Raw genomic sequence first — 12998 nt, 5'->3', positions numbered from 1 at the left:
AGAGCCTTTTGAGGAGAACGCGGCGCAAGATCGGGCGGGACAGTACGCGCAAGTCTTCGGTGGCTTGAGCTTTCTCGGCCAGCTCATCCAGATACGCCGCATCGTCCCGCGCATGGTCCGCGAGGCGGCAGAGGGCCTCAGTAAGGCGAGGGTTGAAGCTCTGGGCAAGCTCCGGGAGGAGGGTGCGGACTTTTCGTCGGGGATAGTGAGGGTTGTCGTTGGTGGGATCGTGGCGCGGCGCGATGCCTTGCTCTAAACAATACGCTTCGATCTCGCTTCGGCGGGCAAAGAGCAATGGACGGATGATATCTCCCCGGCGCACGGGGATACCTGCCAGCCCACTGACACTGGTGCCCCGGAAGACACGCATCAGCACGGTCTCGGCTTGGTCATCGGCGTGGTGTGCGGTGGCGATCACGTGCGCTCCAAGCTCTTGCGCCGCTTCTTCGAGAAACGTGTAGCGTGCAGCGCGTGCCTCGGCCTCGTTGGCTTGGGAGAGCGCGCCCAGCTCAATCACACAGGGCAGGCCATAGCGTGTGGCTAGCGCCCCACAGAAGCCCGCATCGGCATCGGCATCGCGGCCCCGCATGCCGTGGTGAAAGTGTGCGACGCCCGCCGCCTGCGGCAACAATCCTCTCTCAGCCGCCTCGCACCAGAGCAGAAGCAAGGCGCACGAGTCGGCTCCCCCTGAGAGCGCGATGAGAGGGCGCTCGCCCGAAAACAGCAAAGCCCGCTCCTGGACAAAAGTGACCAGAGAGCGGGCAAGCGGGGAAAGTGCGCTATTTTGCGGAGACGACGACACGGTTCTCGGCGCGGGTTACCGTCATTCCAAGCGGCCCCAGATGGCGTGTCAGGAGCTCTTCAAGAGTCTCATTGCGGGCGTCGAACTGAATCCGGCGCTCCGACTGCGGGACATCCACCACGGTGATCGCCTGGCCAAATCGCTTGGCAAGCTCCGAGAGTGCCTGCGGTGTCAGCGGGAGCTCCCCCATCCCAAACGAGAGACGGGCACTAGCAGGTTGCAAGTTCATCAGAGGTGTAATCAGCCACTGCTCACCCTTGGTGCCCCCTGCAGCGGAGAGCAGCTTGACTACCTGCACATCTTGGGCAGGATCGAGTGGGACTTTCAGCGGACGGGTCGGCGGCTCGGTGCCCCCCAAAGAGACACCCGTCGTGGGGCCGCCCGACACACTGGCAAGCACCATCGCAGACTCGGCGTTCTCCAGCGTGAGATTAAACGTGAGTGTCGCCTCCTCAACCTTGACGGACGAGAGTTTCAGGATCGGTCTTGGCGCAGCACTTGTGGGTTGTACGGAGTTTGTAGGTCCCCCTACCAAGCCTGCTTGGCTGACTTGACTGGCACGTGGAAAGAAGAACTGCCAGGCCACTCCTGCCATAACGCCACCGGCCACCAGAGAGCCCAGTGCCAAGCGCCCAAAGTTCGGGAGCCATGAGCGCCAGCTTTTCTGCTGTGCTTCTTCTCGCTCCCGCTCAATCCGGGCGATAGTATTGTCTGCAAAGAAGAGCGGTGGGTCTACTTCAGGCAAGTCGTTCAGGTTTTGTGTGATCCCACGCAGGGCTAGCTCGTCCAGACGGGCTTCCAGGCTTATGGCCAGAAACTCTCGTACCTCACGAGTCTTGTCGGCAGACAGAGTTCCTTCGATGTATTCAGACGCGATCTCGCGCCACTGTTTGCTATCCATATTTGTTCCTACTGGAGGGTAGGACTTCCCTCTACTCCAAAAAGTTCCGCCACTTTACCCAGCCGATCTCGTAGCGCAAGCCGTGCCCGATTAAGGCGCGACTTCACGGTACCAATGGGAAGCTCCGTGATCTCGGCGATCTCTTCGTAGGCAAGCCCCTGGTTGTGGTACATGACGATCATCACGCGCTGGGCCTCAGGGAGGGTCTGGACGGCTTTCTCCAAGATCATACGGCGCTCTTCGCCTTCCATGAGTGCCTCAGGGCTGGGGGAAGTATCCTCATACTGCCGAGTGACACTGTTTTCGTCTAGATCAACCGACTCCTCTAGTGATGTTGTCGGTCGTGAGCGCTTTTTCTTTCTGTCATCGAGGAAAACATTGGTGACGATTCGATGAATCCAAGTCGAAAACTGTGCCTCACCCCGAAATGACTTAAGGTTGTTCCAAGCCCGTACAAAAGCCTCTTGTGCAATATCGGAAGCATCGTCGTGAGAGTTACTCAGGCGGTAGGCCACGTTGTAGACCGTGCGCTCATAGCGCCGCACAAGCTTGTCAAAGGCGGCAATATCGCCTTTGCGGCTCCGCTCAATGAGCTGTTTTTCTTCCAAGGGTGTCAGGGTCATTCTTGCTCCGCAGGCAGACGCGCTTCGGAGATGGCACGCTGCTCTTCGGGGGTAAGCGTCACTTCCGAGCGGCCCTTAACAATAGGCTTCGCGTAGATTCTGACGTCTTGGCGTGAGTAGAGCCCCGTCAGAACAACTCCGTTTGTTCCTTCGTCTAGGAGCGCGAGCGAGAAGCTCTGCATTCCCCCAACATTGGCAAACGCATCGTAGCGATACAGTCCCACCCGACGGAGAGTCTGTCGCAAGGCTGTCTCATTGGCCTGACCGACCGTCAGCGCTCGCTCCAAGCCGCCTTTGAAGCGAGGAACTTGCTGAGAGTAGTCTAGCAAGAGGTTTTCGAGGCTTCCTCCGTCCACGCCACGGAGCATCAGTGTCTGTCGGCGGTTTAGCTTCTGTATCTTGGTGAGGCTCATGACTACCAGGATCAGTATCAGTGTATTGACTAGTATTAAGCTCAGCAATGCCACACCAGGCTGTGTCTCTACCCAGTGCACCAGCCCACCGAGTAGCCCATTCAGGCCCCCCATATCCAACCTCCAGTTTCCTATCACAAAATCCAACAATCTCACATAGAGACTAACTATGGCTACCGAGAACCTTCCCCTAGACAAGATTCGTCCCAACGAAAATCAGCCGCGTCGAACATTTTATCAGGAATCCCTGGAAGAACTCGCCGCCTCTATAAAGGAACGTGGCGTTCTGCAGCCCATCGTGGTTCGCCCCCTCGTCGGTGCGAATAAAGGTTTCTTTGAGATTGTGATGGGAGAGCGGCGCTATCGTGCTTGTAAGATGCTCGGCCTCCCGACTATCCTGGCCATTGTGCGGGATTTAAACGACGAAGATGCTGCCACCGATGCCCTCCTGGAGAACTACCAGCGCGAGGACATGAACGTTATCGAGAAGGCCCGCGCGATGCAGGGGCTTCTTCAGCACATGAGCTATGAGAAGATCTCAAAAACTCTTGGTGTCTCAGAGACCACGGTTCGACGAACTCTGGAGCTTTTGGAGCTTCCATCGCAGATTCAGCAAGAGCTGATCCAAAATCCGGCCAAAGGTGCTGTCTTCCAGGAAGGTCATGCCAGGGCCCTCCTCGCCATCAATGGGGATACGGTCTGCCAGCTCCGGCTCGTCGAAAAAATAAAAGGCGAGAAGCTCAATATTTCAGATCTGGAGAAGATTCTCAGCGCGATCAAGCAGTTCCCGGCGAAAAAAGAAGCGTTTTTACGTGTCTCCATAGCTGTCACGGAGCAGATGCTCCGTAGCTTGGGAGCCCGCGAAGAGCGCAAGAAACCCTATAAGGCACAAACAGCCGAGCAGCACCTCAAGGGAATCGAAAAACAGGCCTCCGTTCTTTCCGACATGCTCGATGATCGCATTGGGGAGTTTCTGACGGCGGAGCACATGAATCAGCTTCTGGCCACTACCGCGGAGCTCCAGCGAGACTTAGAGAGCTTCAACTCCAAGCTACGGGATGCGCTGGCCACCAAGGACTTTGGGTTCCGCGAGGTCTATATCCACTGCCCGCTCTGTGGCCGTGTCGAGCTCATCGGCTCCGTGCGCTGCTCGGTCTGCTGGACTATCCTGCGGCGCTGCTACGACTGTGGCAACTACGACCGCAACTTTGAGAAATGTGGGGTCACGGGAGGCAAGATCTTTGTCGCGGAGGCAGAGAACCCGAAAGAGCACTCGAAGAGCTACCGCTGCCCGATGTACAAGCCCAAGTTTGATGTGCAAGCGACAAAACTAAAAATGGTAGCGTAGCCGTTTACCCGATCACAGATTGACAATCCCCCCGCTTGGACGAGCCAAGTGGGGATTTTTTTTCTCTTAAACCCCAAAAAAACGACCTGCGGAGAGTTCCGCAGGTCAGCTATCAAGTTAAGTGGTAGAAAGGAGATGTTCTTATTCTCGGTGCGGGGCGGTATTATCTATACGATCGAGAGCAAAAATTTTGGATGTTTTTCTATGAACCTTAATCCTGTCGCCAGCAATCTGGTTATCATCTGGTATCTGGGACTCTCCCTGATCCTGACTTTCGTTGTCGTCGGACTGACTGTGGTACTTCTCAAGGTCAATAGCCGCTTGGAGGCACTCACTCTCCAGGTCGAGCCGCTCTTGCAAAAAGCAGATCAGGCACTCGCTCTGACCAATGAGAAGCTCGCCACGATTGGCGACACCACGGAGAGCCTGCTGGCGCACGGGGATGCAGTTGCAGCGACCGTGGAGGCCAAGACAGAGGTCACCTCGCGACTGGTGCAAAAAACGATTCATAGTCCTTTTGTCAGCGTCAATGCCCTCTTAGCCGGTGTCGCGGCGGGTGCGAAGGCACTTCGTGCGAGACCATCATCGAGTGTGCTACAATCAAATAAACCCCAACTTTCGGTAATGGAGAACCCTCATCATGGCGAATAATAAAAGTGACTTCCTTGTTGGCTTGCTCATCGGCGGCGCACTGGGCGCGGCCTTGGCGCTGCTCTATGCCCCGCAGAGCGGCGAAGAGACGCGTGGCAAGCTGAAAGATAAAAGCGGCGAGCTGAAAGAGAAGACAGCCGATACCTACGAGAAAGCACGCACCAAGGCAACCGAGGTCGGAGGAACGCTAAAGGAGAAGACCACGACCATCGCCTCCAGTGTTAAAGAGTCCGCTTCGAGCGTCGCGGCCCGTATTGGCAAGCGCGGCGAAGCGGGCGGAACCATAGAACCCGAAGCGGCAGGCGCTTAGCGAGTTTCGTGGAGCGAGTCCAGATAACGCTGGATGACACTCCCAACATCCGTGCTATCGTCGGCGACCCGAGCCTGTGCAAGCCACACGGCTCGGGTCGCTACTTTTTTGACCGCCTCCATGTCGTGGCTCACGACCACGATCGTGCGTCCCTCTTGCTGAAACTGGGCGATCTTCGCGAGACACTTCTCTTGAAACAGCGCGTCCCCGACGGCGAGAGTCTCGTCCACCAGCACGATCTCTGGGTCGGTGTGGACAGCGACCGCAAAGCCGAGGCGCACAAACATCCCCGATGAGTAGGTGCGAACGGGCATGTTGTAGTACTTGGGCTCCGCAAAGTCCGCAAAGGCGAGAATCTCTTCGCGACGCTCCTCCATCTGAGCCCGTGTCAGCCCCAGGATCGAGCCGTTGAACGTGATATTCTGCAGGCCTGTCAGATCAGGGTGAAAGCCTGCTCCTACTTCCAGCAGCGGGGCGAGGCGAGGATGAGCGGGGTCAGCAGACGCAGGAAACGTCACGGTGCCTTCATCGGGCTTCATCACGTTGGCAATCAGCGAGAGTAGCGTCGACTTCCCCGAGCCATTACGCCCTAGAAGCGCCACCGTCTCGCCCTTGTGGATCGTCAGCGAGACATCTTCGAGTGCCGCGACGATCTTGTAGGTCGGCTTGATGCCTTTCGAGAGCTGGCCCAGCCTCCCCTTCAGCCCTGCATAACCGTCTTCGCGGAGCCGAAAGCGCTTGGTAACATGAGCAAGCTCAATGGCAGGCAGGCTCACACTTGCTCCACAAAGCGCCACTTGCGGCTATTAAAGAACGCATAGCCCCCGATAAAAGTCGCAACACAGACCACACAGGCAGATATAAAGTACGGCCAGGGCACCGGGTGGTTCACCGAGATGGGCGAGGTAAGCCCCAAGGCCCCTGCGGGCCTGTTAACGGGGTGTAGCAGAAATGCACGGTAGCTGGTGACGATCACCACGATGGGATTGAGCAAGTAGGCTTGATAGATCGGCCCTTGAAGCCAGGCGGGGATCTTGTCGGAGTACTGCACCATCTCTAAAAAATAGATAATCGGGATACCATAGAAAAGCAGATCCAGTGCGACAGCGGTCAGGAACTTCACGTCCTCGAAAAAGACGTTGAGTGCAGAGAGAAAGAGCGCGATTCCTCCGATCAGCAGTGTCTGCATCATCACCAAAACCGGCAATAGCAGAATTCCTGCGGGAGGAAGTGTCAAGTGCCCATTGCGTAGCCAGTCACTGAGGTAGAGAAAAAACACCAGAGGGAGCACCACCACTAAAAGTGTCAGCCGAAAGTGGTGGTAGTTGGCAATCGTGGTTGCCAGAGGCAGTAGCTCGCGCGGGAAGTAGACTTTACGGATCAGAGGAAGGTGCTTAGAGACCGAGTCACCTGCATCCAAAACACCGGTGAGAAAGTACGTCCAGGGGAAAAATGTCGCCACGACGAAGGGAAAGTACGGGCTCCCCTCGATTTTGATCTGGACAATGTAGGTAAAAACAACGGCGAGAATCAGCGCACGGACGACGGGATTTGCCAGCGACCAAGCGACACCAAGCTTGGAGTTTTTGTAGCGGACATCCAGCTCGCGACGAACCAGATTATCCAGTAGCTCACGGTAGCGCCCTGCTTCCCGTGCTTCCTCAAGAAGAGTTCGGAGGCTCATGCCTCGTGGCTACTCAGCGGTATCGTGTTCTTCTTCACGGGCAGGCTCAAGGAGCTTGAGGAGGTCTTCCCGGTGAATGAGAACTTTACGTTTTCCCGCAACACGAAAGGCCTTAAGCTTTCCCTGACGGATATACGAGCGGATGCTGGATTGAGACAGTTGCAGGTAGTTCGCTGCCTGCTCCACTGTCAAAAGTTCCCGGTTCTCCGAATCCATCGTCTCGTTTACTGCTCCTATTTTCAACTGGATGGCAAGCATCCTGTTTGGCAAGTATAACCCCTGCCCCTAGGAATGTCAAGCACTTGCCAGGAAATATCAAGAGGTGAATAAGGCAAGCAAAAAGCGCTAAGAACTCGGGTATAACAGAGGACATGGCACAGGTGGGAATTTTCGGTGGCTCGGGGCTCTATCAGCTCCTGACAGGCGATGTTGAGGAACGCTGGATTGAGACGCCTTACGGCCCGCCTTCGGACAAAGTCGTCTTGGGGATGCTGGGGGGGAAAGAAGTTGCCTTTTTACCGCGCCACGGACGCGGTCACACGATCCCACCCCATAAGATCAACTACCGCGCCAATGTCTGGGCTATGAAGTCTCTGGGGGTTGACGCTGTGATTGGGCCCTGTGCGGTCGGCTCGCTCCAAAAGCACATTGAACCCGGGCATGTGGTACTGTGCGATCAGTTTATAGACCGGACAAGTGGGCGCACCGATACGTTCTACGACGGCCCTATCGTCACCCATGTCTCCGCGGCAGATCCCTACTGCCCGGTTCTGCGAGCCCACGCGCTAGGGGTCTGCCAGCGTCGCGGCGTGACCGTCCATGAAAACGGGACGATTGTCGTGGTCAATGGGCCACGCTTCTCCACCAAGGCGGAGTCGCGCTGGTACACCCACATGGGCTGGGACATTATTGGCATGACCCAGTATCCTGAAGCCTACCTCGCCCGCGAGCTAGAGCTACCCTATCTCAATCTCTCTCTGGTGACCGACTATGATGCGGGCCTCGTCAGCGAGAGTGCTGAGGCCGTCACGCACGAAGCCGTACTTGAAGTCTTCGCCGCCAACATCGAGAACCTCCGAGGCCTACTTGCCGAGCTCGTCGAGACGCTCCCCGATGTCAGCCCGAGCCCTGCCCGAGCGGCCCTCACAGGTGCGCGACTTGGCTAAGTCTTCATCGGATATCCTCTTCGAGACCCAGATGCTCCCCCATCTCGACTCGCTCTACCGTGCGGCGCTCTCGATGACGCGCAACGCTCAAGACGCCGATGATTTGGTTCAGGATACGTTTGTCCGTGCCTACCAATTTATTGATAAATTTCAAGTGGGAACTAATGCACGGGCCTGGCTGTTTCGCATACTAACAAATTTATTTATCAATAACTACCGACGGAAAAAGCGAGAGCCGGAGAAGACTTCCTACGATGAGATGGAAGACTTCTTTCTCTACAATCGCTTACAAGATGCCTATGTCTCCGGCAAGGCAGATACTCCCGAATCGGCAGTGATGGGTAAAATTCAGGTGGAAGCCATTCAAGAAGCCATCGGGAACTTACCAGGTGAGTACCGAGACACCGTGATTCTTGCAGACTTGAATGAGCTTTCCTATCAGGAGATCAGTGAGATCTTGGAGATACCGATTGGTACGGTACGTTCCAGGCTCTCCCGAGGGCGACGGCTTGTCCAGCGCGCCCTGTGGGCCTTTACGGAAGAAAACCCACGCTAGGATTGTATACGACCATGGATAAGGCTCCGATCGAGTCTCTAGAATTTAATCAATGCCAGCAAGCCGTCGAGCGGCTCAACGACTTCCTCAGCCGTGAGCTTCATCCGGAGGAAGAGACACTAGTGCAGAGTCACCTCCAGCAGTGCAAGGGCTGCTTCGAGAAGTTTCACTTTGAGGAGACACTCTTAAAGACCCTACGCGAAAAAGTAGGTCAGGTGCAGGCCCCGGATGGGCTTCGCCAGCGCGTCATGGGCCTGCTCAAGAGAGGCTAGACCTAGCTAGGGCTTGTTTGTCCCCTCACGACCATAGGCATCTTGGAGACGCACGACGTCATCGAGGTGTGGGGTCGAGACCTCTAGGACATCGGAGTCTTCAATGGCCTCGATGGTGTGGATCTCCAGAGGCCGGTTGCGCCACTGATGCCCCTCCGCGATCTCCGTGACCGTGAGTGTATCCACCGTCGCGCCCTTGGTGAGCTTCATGCGCCCCTTGAGCAAGTAGCTCGTCTCATCTTTAAAGTCATGGTACTGCAAGCTGAGCTTCTGGCCCGCATTGACATGAATGATCTTACCAACATAGATGTCGGTCCACGCGTACCAAATCTCATAGCCCCAGGGTTTTTCGACTCGTACGGGGAGGTCTTCAGGTTTAATGTCCATACAGCCCCTATTGTACGGCAGGAAACGCAGTACGCGACACAGAACCAGGCTTTATGTTTTCCGATCCTGTCATCTCACTCGGTCCTCTTGCCTTCCAAGGAGAAAACGCAACCGTGTACCGTGTGGTTACGGAGGGCGGGCAACAGCTCATTCAAAAACTCGGTGCGACTTGCCGCGAGGGTGAAGTCGTGAGCGCTTTGGCGGCCTATCAGCCGTTGGTTCCCGCGTTTCGGGGCGAGGATGCGAGCGGCGCGCTGTATTTTTCGGAGCTGCCTGGCATCAACTTGGCCGAGGCATTTGAGCAGACACCTGAGCGGCGCACGGCGCTGGCGGAGGCTTTTGGCAAGGCGCTCAAACTGATTCACACCTGGGAGCCGCCAATCCCCAAACCCGAAACACTCTGGCGTGATGAAGCCCTGGCTCGGGTACGGGCAACGGCAGAGAAGCGCTTTTGGGAGAGTATCGAGCTGAGCTACACGCCGTTTGCCGGGGAGCGCTACGCCGATGTCGCCGACTGGGTTGAGCGCGAGAGCCCTCATATCTCCTCGCAGCTCGCGTTCTGCCACGGCGACGCCTGCCTGCCTAATTTTATGGTCGAGACGGGTACAATCACCGGAGCTGTGGACTGGGGCGATGGCGGCTGGGCCGATCCGCGCTACGATCTGGCGACAGCGCTCTGGAGCCTACGGCGCAATAGCAATGGTGACCCGAAGACGCCTCACTACCAAGACGCGTTTCTTCGTGGCTACGGCTGGGAGGGCGGCGTGGAGGCTCTCCGGCTTTTTGAGGCATTTTATACCCTATGGAACTAGACCAAGATTTTTTTGAGACCAACGGCTATGTAGTCGTGAAAAGTGTCGTTCCCAAATCGCTCTGCGACGCAGTAGTTGCCGCAGAGTACGACTTTCTAGGCTTTGCCCCCACCAACCCTGATGGCTGGTACCAGGAGCCTCTAAAGCGCGGCGGGATGCTGGAGCTTTATCAGCACCAGGCGCTCTGGGACACGCGCCAGCACCCCAGTGTCCACGCCGCCTTCACCCAGATCTACGGCACAGAAAAGCTCTGGGTGAGCTTTGATCGCGTGAACTTCAACCCGCCGGTGCACCCCGACCACCCAGAGTACGACCACCTGGGCATGATCCACTGGGATATTGATCCGATGGAGGCGCACACCGCGCCGTTTCGGGTACAGGGCGTGCTCTATCTGTCGGACACACCCGTCGAGCGCGGCGGCTTTTGCTGCGTCCCCGGCCACCACAAATTGATCGAGCGCTGGGCCGCCACCCGAGAACAAGTGCCTGGAGCCCCCGATGAAGGCAAGCGCTCGCCACGAGATAAGAGTGAGATTGAGATCGTGCCGATTGCAGCCGAGGCGGGCGACTTGGTGATCTGGAACACGCGGCTACTGCACGGCAATGGCCGCAATCTCTCGGATCAGCCACGGCTGGCGCAGTACATCACGATGTGGCCGGAGCGCTACGACAACCAAGCGGAGCGCGATGACAGAGTCATGCGCTGGCGGGAGCGACGTAGCCCCGAGGCGGGCTGGGCACCCGGCGACCCGCGTGGCTGGGAGCAAAAATACGGAAAAACCGCTGAGCTAACCGAGCTAGGTAAAAAACTTTTGGGATTGGAACCCTGGAACTAGATGATCATTACGACGGAGCGCATCACGCTGGAAAAGCTTATCCCCCTACGCATCAGCCGGGGCGTGAGCGGCAACGCAACCAATTTATTTGTCACGATCGAGCACGACGGGATTGTCGGGCTGGGCGAGCTTGGCCCCAATAGTGTCAGCGGCGACAAGGCCCACACGGGCGAGGCAGATATTGAGAGCCTTCGCGCCCCCCTCTCTGCCCTCTCCCCCGGCGAGCTGGATCGTGTGGAGGGCGTTCTGAGCGAGCTTCCGTCGGCAGCAGTGGGTTTTGGCGGTGTGGGCGGTGGCGGTGCGGTCAAGGCTGCCATTGAGATGGCCTGCCACGACTGGCTCGGTAAGAAGCTAGGTGTGCCTGTCTGGCAGCTCTACGGACTGGACCCGACGCGCACCGTCGAGACATCCGTTACCGTGGGCATTCAGTCGCCGGAAGAGGCTGCAAGCCAGACCTTGGACTGGCACGCGCGAACCGGCGCACGGGTTCTCAAGATCAAGCTGGGCAGCCCTGAGGGAACAGACGCAGACCAAGCGATGTTTGCTGCTATCCAAGGAGCGGCCCGTCCCGATGCTATTTTCCGCGTGGATGCCAATGGCGGCTGGAGCGTCGCGGATGCTCAGAAGATGATCCCCTGGCTGGCCGCACGCGGCGTCGAGTACGTCGAGCAGCCGCTGGAGCAAGGCAACGAAGACGGTCTCGCCGCGCTACGCCCCGCTCCAATCCCGATCTTCCTCGACGAGACGATCCGCGTCGCCTCCGATGTCCCCAAAGTGGCGGGCATGATTGACGGCGTCAATGTAAAACTCATGAAGTGCGGCGGCCTGCGCGAGGCGCTACGCATTGTCGCGGTAGCAAAGGCCCACGGCCTACACACCATGCTCGGCTGTATGGGCGAGTCGTCGCTGGCCATCACGGCAGGTGCACAGATCGGAGCCGCCTTCGACCACTTGGACTTAGACAGTCATCTCAATCTCAAGAACGACCCCTTTGTCGGTGCGGCTTGGAAAGACGGCAAGGTACTCCCCACCGACGTGCCGGGCTTGGGAGTGAAACGAAATTGAAACTCACCGCCGACCGCAAGCTCGCGCTTCTCATGCACGAAGCGGTTGTAGGAAGCGGGGGCAAGATGGGCTTCGGTCTACTGCGCTACTCCGATGCGCAGATCACCTGCGTCATTGACCGACAGACAGCAGGACAGGACCTAGCCGCGCTCACGGGCATTGCGCGAAGTGTCCCCATTGTCGCCCGCATTGCAGAAGCACGCGCGCTCGGGGCCGACACGCTCGTTCCTGCGATTGCCCCCGCAGGTGGGATCTTACCTGCGGAGTGGCGAGAGGAAGTCATTGAGGGCTTGCGCGGTGGGATGTCGCTGGTCAATGGCCTCCACGAGCGCATGGCCGACGCCCCTGAGTTCCGCGTCGCACTCACGCCAAACGCCTGGATCTGGGATGTGCGCCAGGAGCCAGTTGGTCTTGAGAACGGCCTCGGGCGAGCGTGGGAGGTCAATGCGAAACGCATTCTCACCGTCGGCACCGACATGGCCATTGGCAAGATGACGGCCAGTTTAGAGCTACACCAAGCGGCACAACGCCAAAATCTCACCTCGGCGTTTGTCGCGACGGGTCAGATCGGAATCTGCATCTCGGGGGCGGGAATCGCACTAGACGCTGTACGCGTGGACTTCGCCTCAGGCGGTGTCGAGTGGGCAGTGCTAGAAGCAGCCAAGACACTCCCCTCCTCCCGTTATCGGGAGGAGGGGCCGGGGGAGGAGGGCCTGATCTGGGTCGAGGGCCAAGGCTCCGCGCTCCATCCCGCATCGACGGCCTGGCTGCCCCTGATCCGTGGGAGCGTGCCCACGCATCTGATTCTCTGCCACCGCGCCGGGCAGGAAAGCATTGCGCGTGCGCCTTGGGTAACGTTCCCACCGCTCAAAGAAGTCGCGGCCCTCTACGAAGCGGTTTGTGCGCCGATCTTGCCTGCACGGGTTGTCGGGATTGCGCTCAACTGCGGCCACCTCACCGACGACGAGGCAAGAGTCGCGTGTGAGCAGACTGAAGCCGAGACGGGCCTTCCAACCACGGATGTCGTGCGATTTGGCGGCGAGAAGCTTCTCCGCGCGGTGCTTACAGGGTAGAATAGCCCCAATGAAGATACTGGTAACGGGCAGCGCGGGGCGGATAGGCAAAGTCGTCACGGCGCTTCTGGAAGCACATGGGCACACCGTTCGGCCCTT

General features: G+C 58.0%; 18 protein-coding genes. 10 read left to right on the top strand and 8 right to left on the bottom strand.

Annotated features, from left to right (window positions below; all coding sequences use genetic code 11):
* From tilS to AC1XOS_RS12820, 4 genes are all read right to left on the bottom strand, one after another.
* Positions 1-802, bottom strand: an 802-nt coding sequence (tilS, locus tag AC1XOS_RS12835) for a tRNA lysidine(34) synthetase TilS (protein ID WP_481962617.1), incomplete at its 3' end; no start/stop codon positions are given.
* Positions 780-1703: an anti-sigma factor gene (locus tag AC1XOS_RS12830; RefSeq protein ID WP_481962616.1), complete on the bottom strand. Its 924-nt coding sequence runs from the start codon at positions 1701-1703 to the stop codon at positions 780-782. The genes tilS and AC1XOS_RS12830, both read right to left, overlap by 23 nt.
* A gap of 8 nt (positions 1704-1711) precedes the next feature.
* Positions 1712-2326, bottom strand: coding sequence for a sigma-70 family RNA polymerase sigma factor (locus tag AC1XOS_RS12825; RefSeq protein WP_481962615.1), 615 nt, complete (start codon positions 2324-2326; stop codon positions 1712-1714).
* Positions 2323-2853 carry a DUF4446 family protein gene (locus tag AC1XOS_RS12820; RefSeq protein WP_481962614.1) on the bottom strand — a complete coding sequence of 177 codons (531 nt, stop codon included), beginning with the start codon at positions 2851-2853 and terminating at the stop codon, positions 2323-2325. The genes AC1XOS_RS12825 and AC1XOS_RS12820 overlap by 4 nt, the downstream gene beginning before the upstream one ends.
* A gap of 55 nt (positions 2854-2908) precedes the next feature.
* On the opposite strand from AC1XOS_RS12820, the gene AC1XOS_RS12815 reads away from it, so the two are divergent.
* The 3 genes from AC1XOS_RS12815 (at position 2909) to AC1XOS_RS12805 (ending at position 5048) form a co-directional block, all read left to right on the top strand.
* The gene (locus AC1XOS_RS12815; RefSeq protein ID WP_481962613.1) at positions 2909-4087 is read left to right on the top strand and encodes a ParB/RepB/Spo0J family partition protein; all 1179 of its coding nucleotides are present in this window, start codon (positions 2909-2911) and stop codon (positions 4085-4087) included.
* Positions 4088-4291: 204 nt separating this feature from the next.
* Positions 4292-4738: a hypothetical protein gene (locus tag AC1XOS_RS12810; RefSeq protein WP_481962612.1), complete on the top strand. Its 447-nt coding sequence runs from the start codon at positions 4292-4294 to the stop codon at positions 4736-4738.
* On the top strand, positions 4728-5048 hold the full coding sequence (locus AC1XOS_RS12805) for a YtxH domain-containing protein (RefSeq protein WP_481962611.1): 321 nt from the start codon (positions 4728-4730) through the stop codon (positions 5046-5048). Before AC1XOS_RS12810 ends, AC1XOS_RS12805 begins: the two co-directional genes overlap by 11 nt.
* Here AC1XOS_RS12805 and AC1XOS_RS12800 read toward each other — a convergent pair.
* From AC1XOS_RS12800 to AC1XOS_RS12790, 3 genes are read right to left on the bottom strand one after another with little or no spacing between them, the layout of a single operon-like run.
* Positions 5045-5845 (bottom strand): ABC transporter ATP-binding protein, encoded by an 801-nt coding sequence (locus AC1XOS_RS12800; protein WP_481962610.1) that lies wholly within the window; start codon positions 5843-5845, stop codon positions 5045-5047. The two genes, AC1XOS_RS12805 and AC1XOS_RS12800, sit on opposite strands and share 4 nt — an antisense overlap.
* Entirely contained in the window at positions 5821-6732 is a 912-nt protein-coding gene (locus AC1XOS_RS12795; protein ID WP_481962609.1) for an ABC transporter permease, read from the bottom strand. The genes AC1XOS_RS12800 and AC1XOS_RS12795 overlap by 25 nt, the downstream gene beginning before the upstream one ends.
* A 9-nt stretch (positions 6733-6741) precedes the next feature.
* Entirely contained in the window at positions 6742-6990 is a 249-nt protein-coding gene (locus AC1XOS_RS12790; RefSeq protein WP_481962608.1) for a helix-turn-helix domain-containing protein, read from the bottom strand.
* Between the two features lie 113 nt (positions 6991-7103).
* Between AC1XOS_RS12790 and AC1XOS_RS12785 the strand changes: the two genes are divergently transcribed.
* From AC1XOS_RS12785 to AC1XOS_RS12775, 3 genes are read left to right on the top strand one after another with little or no spacing between them, the layout of a single operon-like run.
* Positions 7104-7898 carry an S-methyl-5'-thioadenosine phosphorylase gene (locus tag AC1XOS_RS12785; protein ID WP_481962607.1) on the top strand — a complete coding sequence of 265 codons (795 nt, stop codon included), beginning with the start codon at positions 7104-7106 and terminating at the stop codon, positions 7896-7898.
* A complete protein-coding gene (locus tag AC1XOS_RS12780) occupies positions 7846-8454 on the top strand; it encodes a sigma-70 family RNA polymerase sigma factor (RefSeq protein WP_481962606.1) in 609 nt (202 codons plus the stop codon). Before AC1XOS_RS12785 ends, AC1XOS_RS12780 begins: the two co-directional genes overlap by 53 nt.
* A 14-nt stretch (positions 8455-8468) precedes the next feature.
* Positions 8469-8726 carry an anti-sigma factor family protein gene (locus tag AC1XOS_RS12775; protein WP_481962605.1) on the top strand — a complete coding sequence of 86 codons (258 nt, stop codon included), beginning with the start codon at positions 8469-8471 and terminating at the stop codon, positions 8724-8726.
* Between the two features lie 6 nt (positions 8727-8732).
* Here the strand turns inward: AC1XOS_RS12775 and AC1XOS_RS12770 are convergent, their stop codons facing one another.
* Complete coding sequence (locus AC1XOS_RS12770) at positions 8733-9113, bottom strand: cupin domain-containing protein (RefSeq protein WP_481962604.1); 381 nt, start codon at positions 9111-9113, stop codon at positions 8733-8735.
* Between the two features lie 113 nt (positions 9114-9226).
* On the opposite strand from AC1XOS_RS12770, the gene AC1XOS_RS12765 reads away from it, so the two are divergent.
* From AC1XOS_RS12765 to AC1XOS_RS12750, 4 genes are read left to right on the top strand one after another with little or no spacing between them, the layout of a single operon-like run.
* Positions 9227-9925 (top strand): phosphotransferase, encoded by a 699-nt coding sequence (locus tag AC1XOS_RS12765; RefSeq protein ID WP_481962603.1) that lies wholly within the window; start codon positions 9227-9229, stop codon positions 9923-9925.
* Positions 9916-10761 carry a phytanoyl-CoA dioxygenase family protein gene (locus AC1XOS_RS12760; RefSeq protein ID WP_481962602.1) on the top strand — a complete coding sequence of 282 codons (846 nt, stop codon included), beginning with the start codon at positions 9916-9918 and terminating at the stop codon, positions 10759-10761. Before AC1XOS_RS12765 ends, AC1XOS_RS12760 begins: the two co-directional genes overlap by 10 nt.
* A complete protein-coding gene (locus AC1XOS_RS12755; protein WP_481962601.1) occupies positions 10762-11826 on the top strand; it encodes a dipeptide epimerase in 1065 nt (354 codons plus the stop codon).
* On the top strand, positions 11823-12899 hold the full coding sequence (locus AC1XOS_RS12750) for an N-acetyltransferase DgcN family protein (RefSeq protein WP_481962600.1): 1077 nt from the start codon (positions 11823-11825) through the stop codon (positions 12897-12899). The genes AC1XOS_RS12755 and AC1XOS_RS12750 overlap by 4 nt, the downstream gene beginning before the upstream one ends.
* The last annotated feature ends 99 nt before the right edge of the window (positions 12900-12998 follow it).

The sequence above is a fragment of the Armatimonas sp. genome (genome assembly GCF_964826245.1).
This window is presented reverse-complemented; position numbering and strand designations above follow the sequence as displayed.

What these genes read in the sequence shown, in the direction of transcription:
- AC1XOS_RS12830 (WP_481962616.1), bottom strand. Translation starts at nt 1,703, where the DNA reads ATGGATAGCAAACAGTGGCGCGAGATCGCGTCTGAATACATCGAAGGA.
- AC1XOS_RS12825 (WP_481962615.1), bottom strand. Translation starts at nt 2,326, where the DNA reads ATGACCCTGACACCCTTGGAAGAAAAACAGCTCATTGAGCGGAGCCGC.
- AC1XOS_RS12820 (WP_481962614.1), bottom strand. Translation starts at nt 2,853, where the DNA reads ATGGGGGGCCTGAATGGGCTACTCGGTGGGCTGGTGCACTGGGTAGAG.
- AC1XOS_RS12815 (WP_481962613.1), top strand. Translation starts at nt 2,909, where the DNA reads ATGGCTACCGAGAACCTTCCCCTAGACAAGATTCGTCCCAACGAAAAT.
- AC1XOS_RS12810 (WP_481962612.1), top strand. Translation starts at nt 4,292, where the DNA reads ATGAACCTTAATCCTGTCGCCAGCAATCTGGTTATCATCTGGTATCTG.
- AC1XOS_RS12805 (WP_481962611.1), top strand. Translation starts at nt 4,728, where the DNA reads ATGGCGAATAATAAAAGTGACTTCCTTGTTGGCTTGCTCATCGGCGGC.
- AC1XOS_RS12795 (WP_481962609.1), bottom strand. Translation starts at nt 6,732, where the DNA reads ATGAGCCTCCGAACTCTTCTTGAGGAAGCACGGGAAGCAGGGCGCTAC.
- AC1XOS_RS12790 (WP_481962608.1), bottom strand. Translation starts at nt 6,990, where the DNA reads ATGCTTGCCATCCAGTTGAAAATAGGAGCAGTAAACGAGACGATGGAT.
- AC1XOS_RS12785 (WP_481962607.1), top strand. Translation starts at nt 7,104, where the DNA reads ATGGCACAGGTGGGAATTTTCGGTGGCTCGGGGCTCTATCAGCTCCTG.
- AC1XOS_RS12780 (WP_481962606.1), top strand. Translation starts at nt 7,846, where the DNA reads ATGTCAGCCCGAGCCCTGCCCGAGCGGCCCTCACAGGTGCGCGACTTG.
- AC1XOS_RS12775 (WP_481962605.1), top strand. Translation starts at nt 8,469, where the DNA reads ATGGATAAGGCTCCGATCGAGTCTCTAGAATTTAATCAATGCCAGCAA.
- AC1XOS_RS12770 (WP_481962604.1), bottom strand. Translation starts at nt 9,113, where the DNA reads ATGGACATTAAACCTGAAGACCTCCCCGTACGAGTCGAAAAACCCTGG.
- AC1XOS_RS12760 (WP_481962602.1), top strand. Translation starts at nt 9,916, where the DNA reads ATGGAACTAGACCAAGATTTTTTTGAGACCAACGGCTATGTAGTCGTG.
- AC1XOS_RS12755 (WP_481962601.1), top strand. Translation starts at nt 10,762, where the DNA reads ATGATCATTACGACGGAGCGCATCACGCTGGAAAAGCTTATCCCCCTA.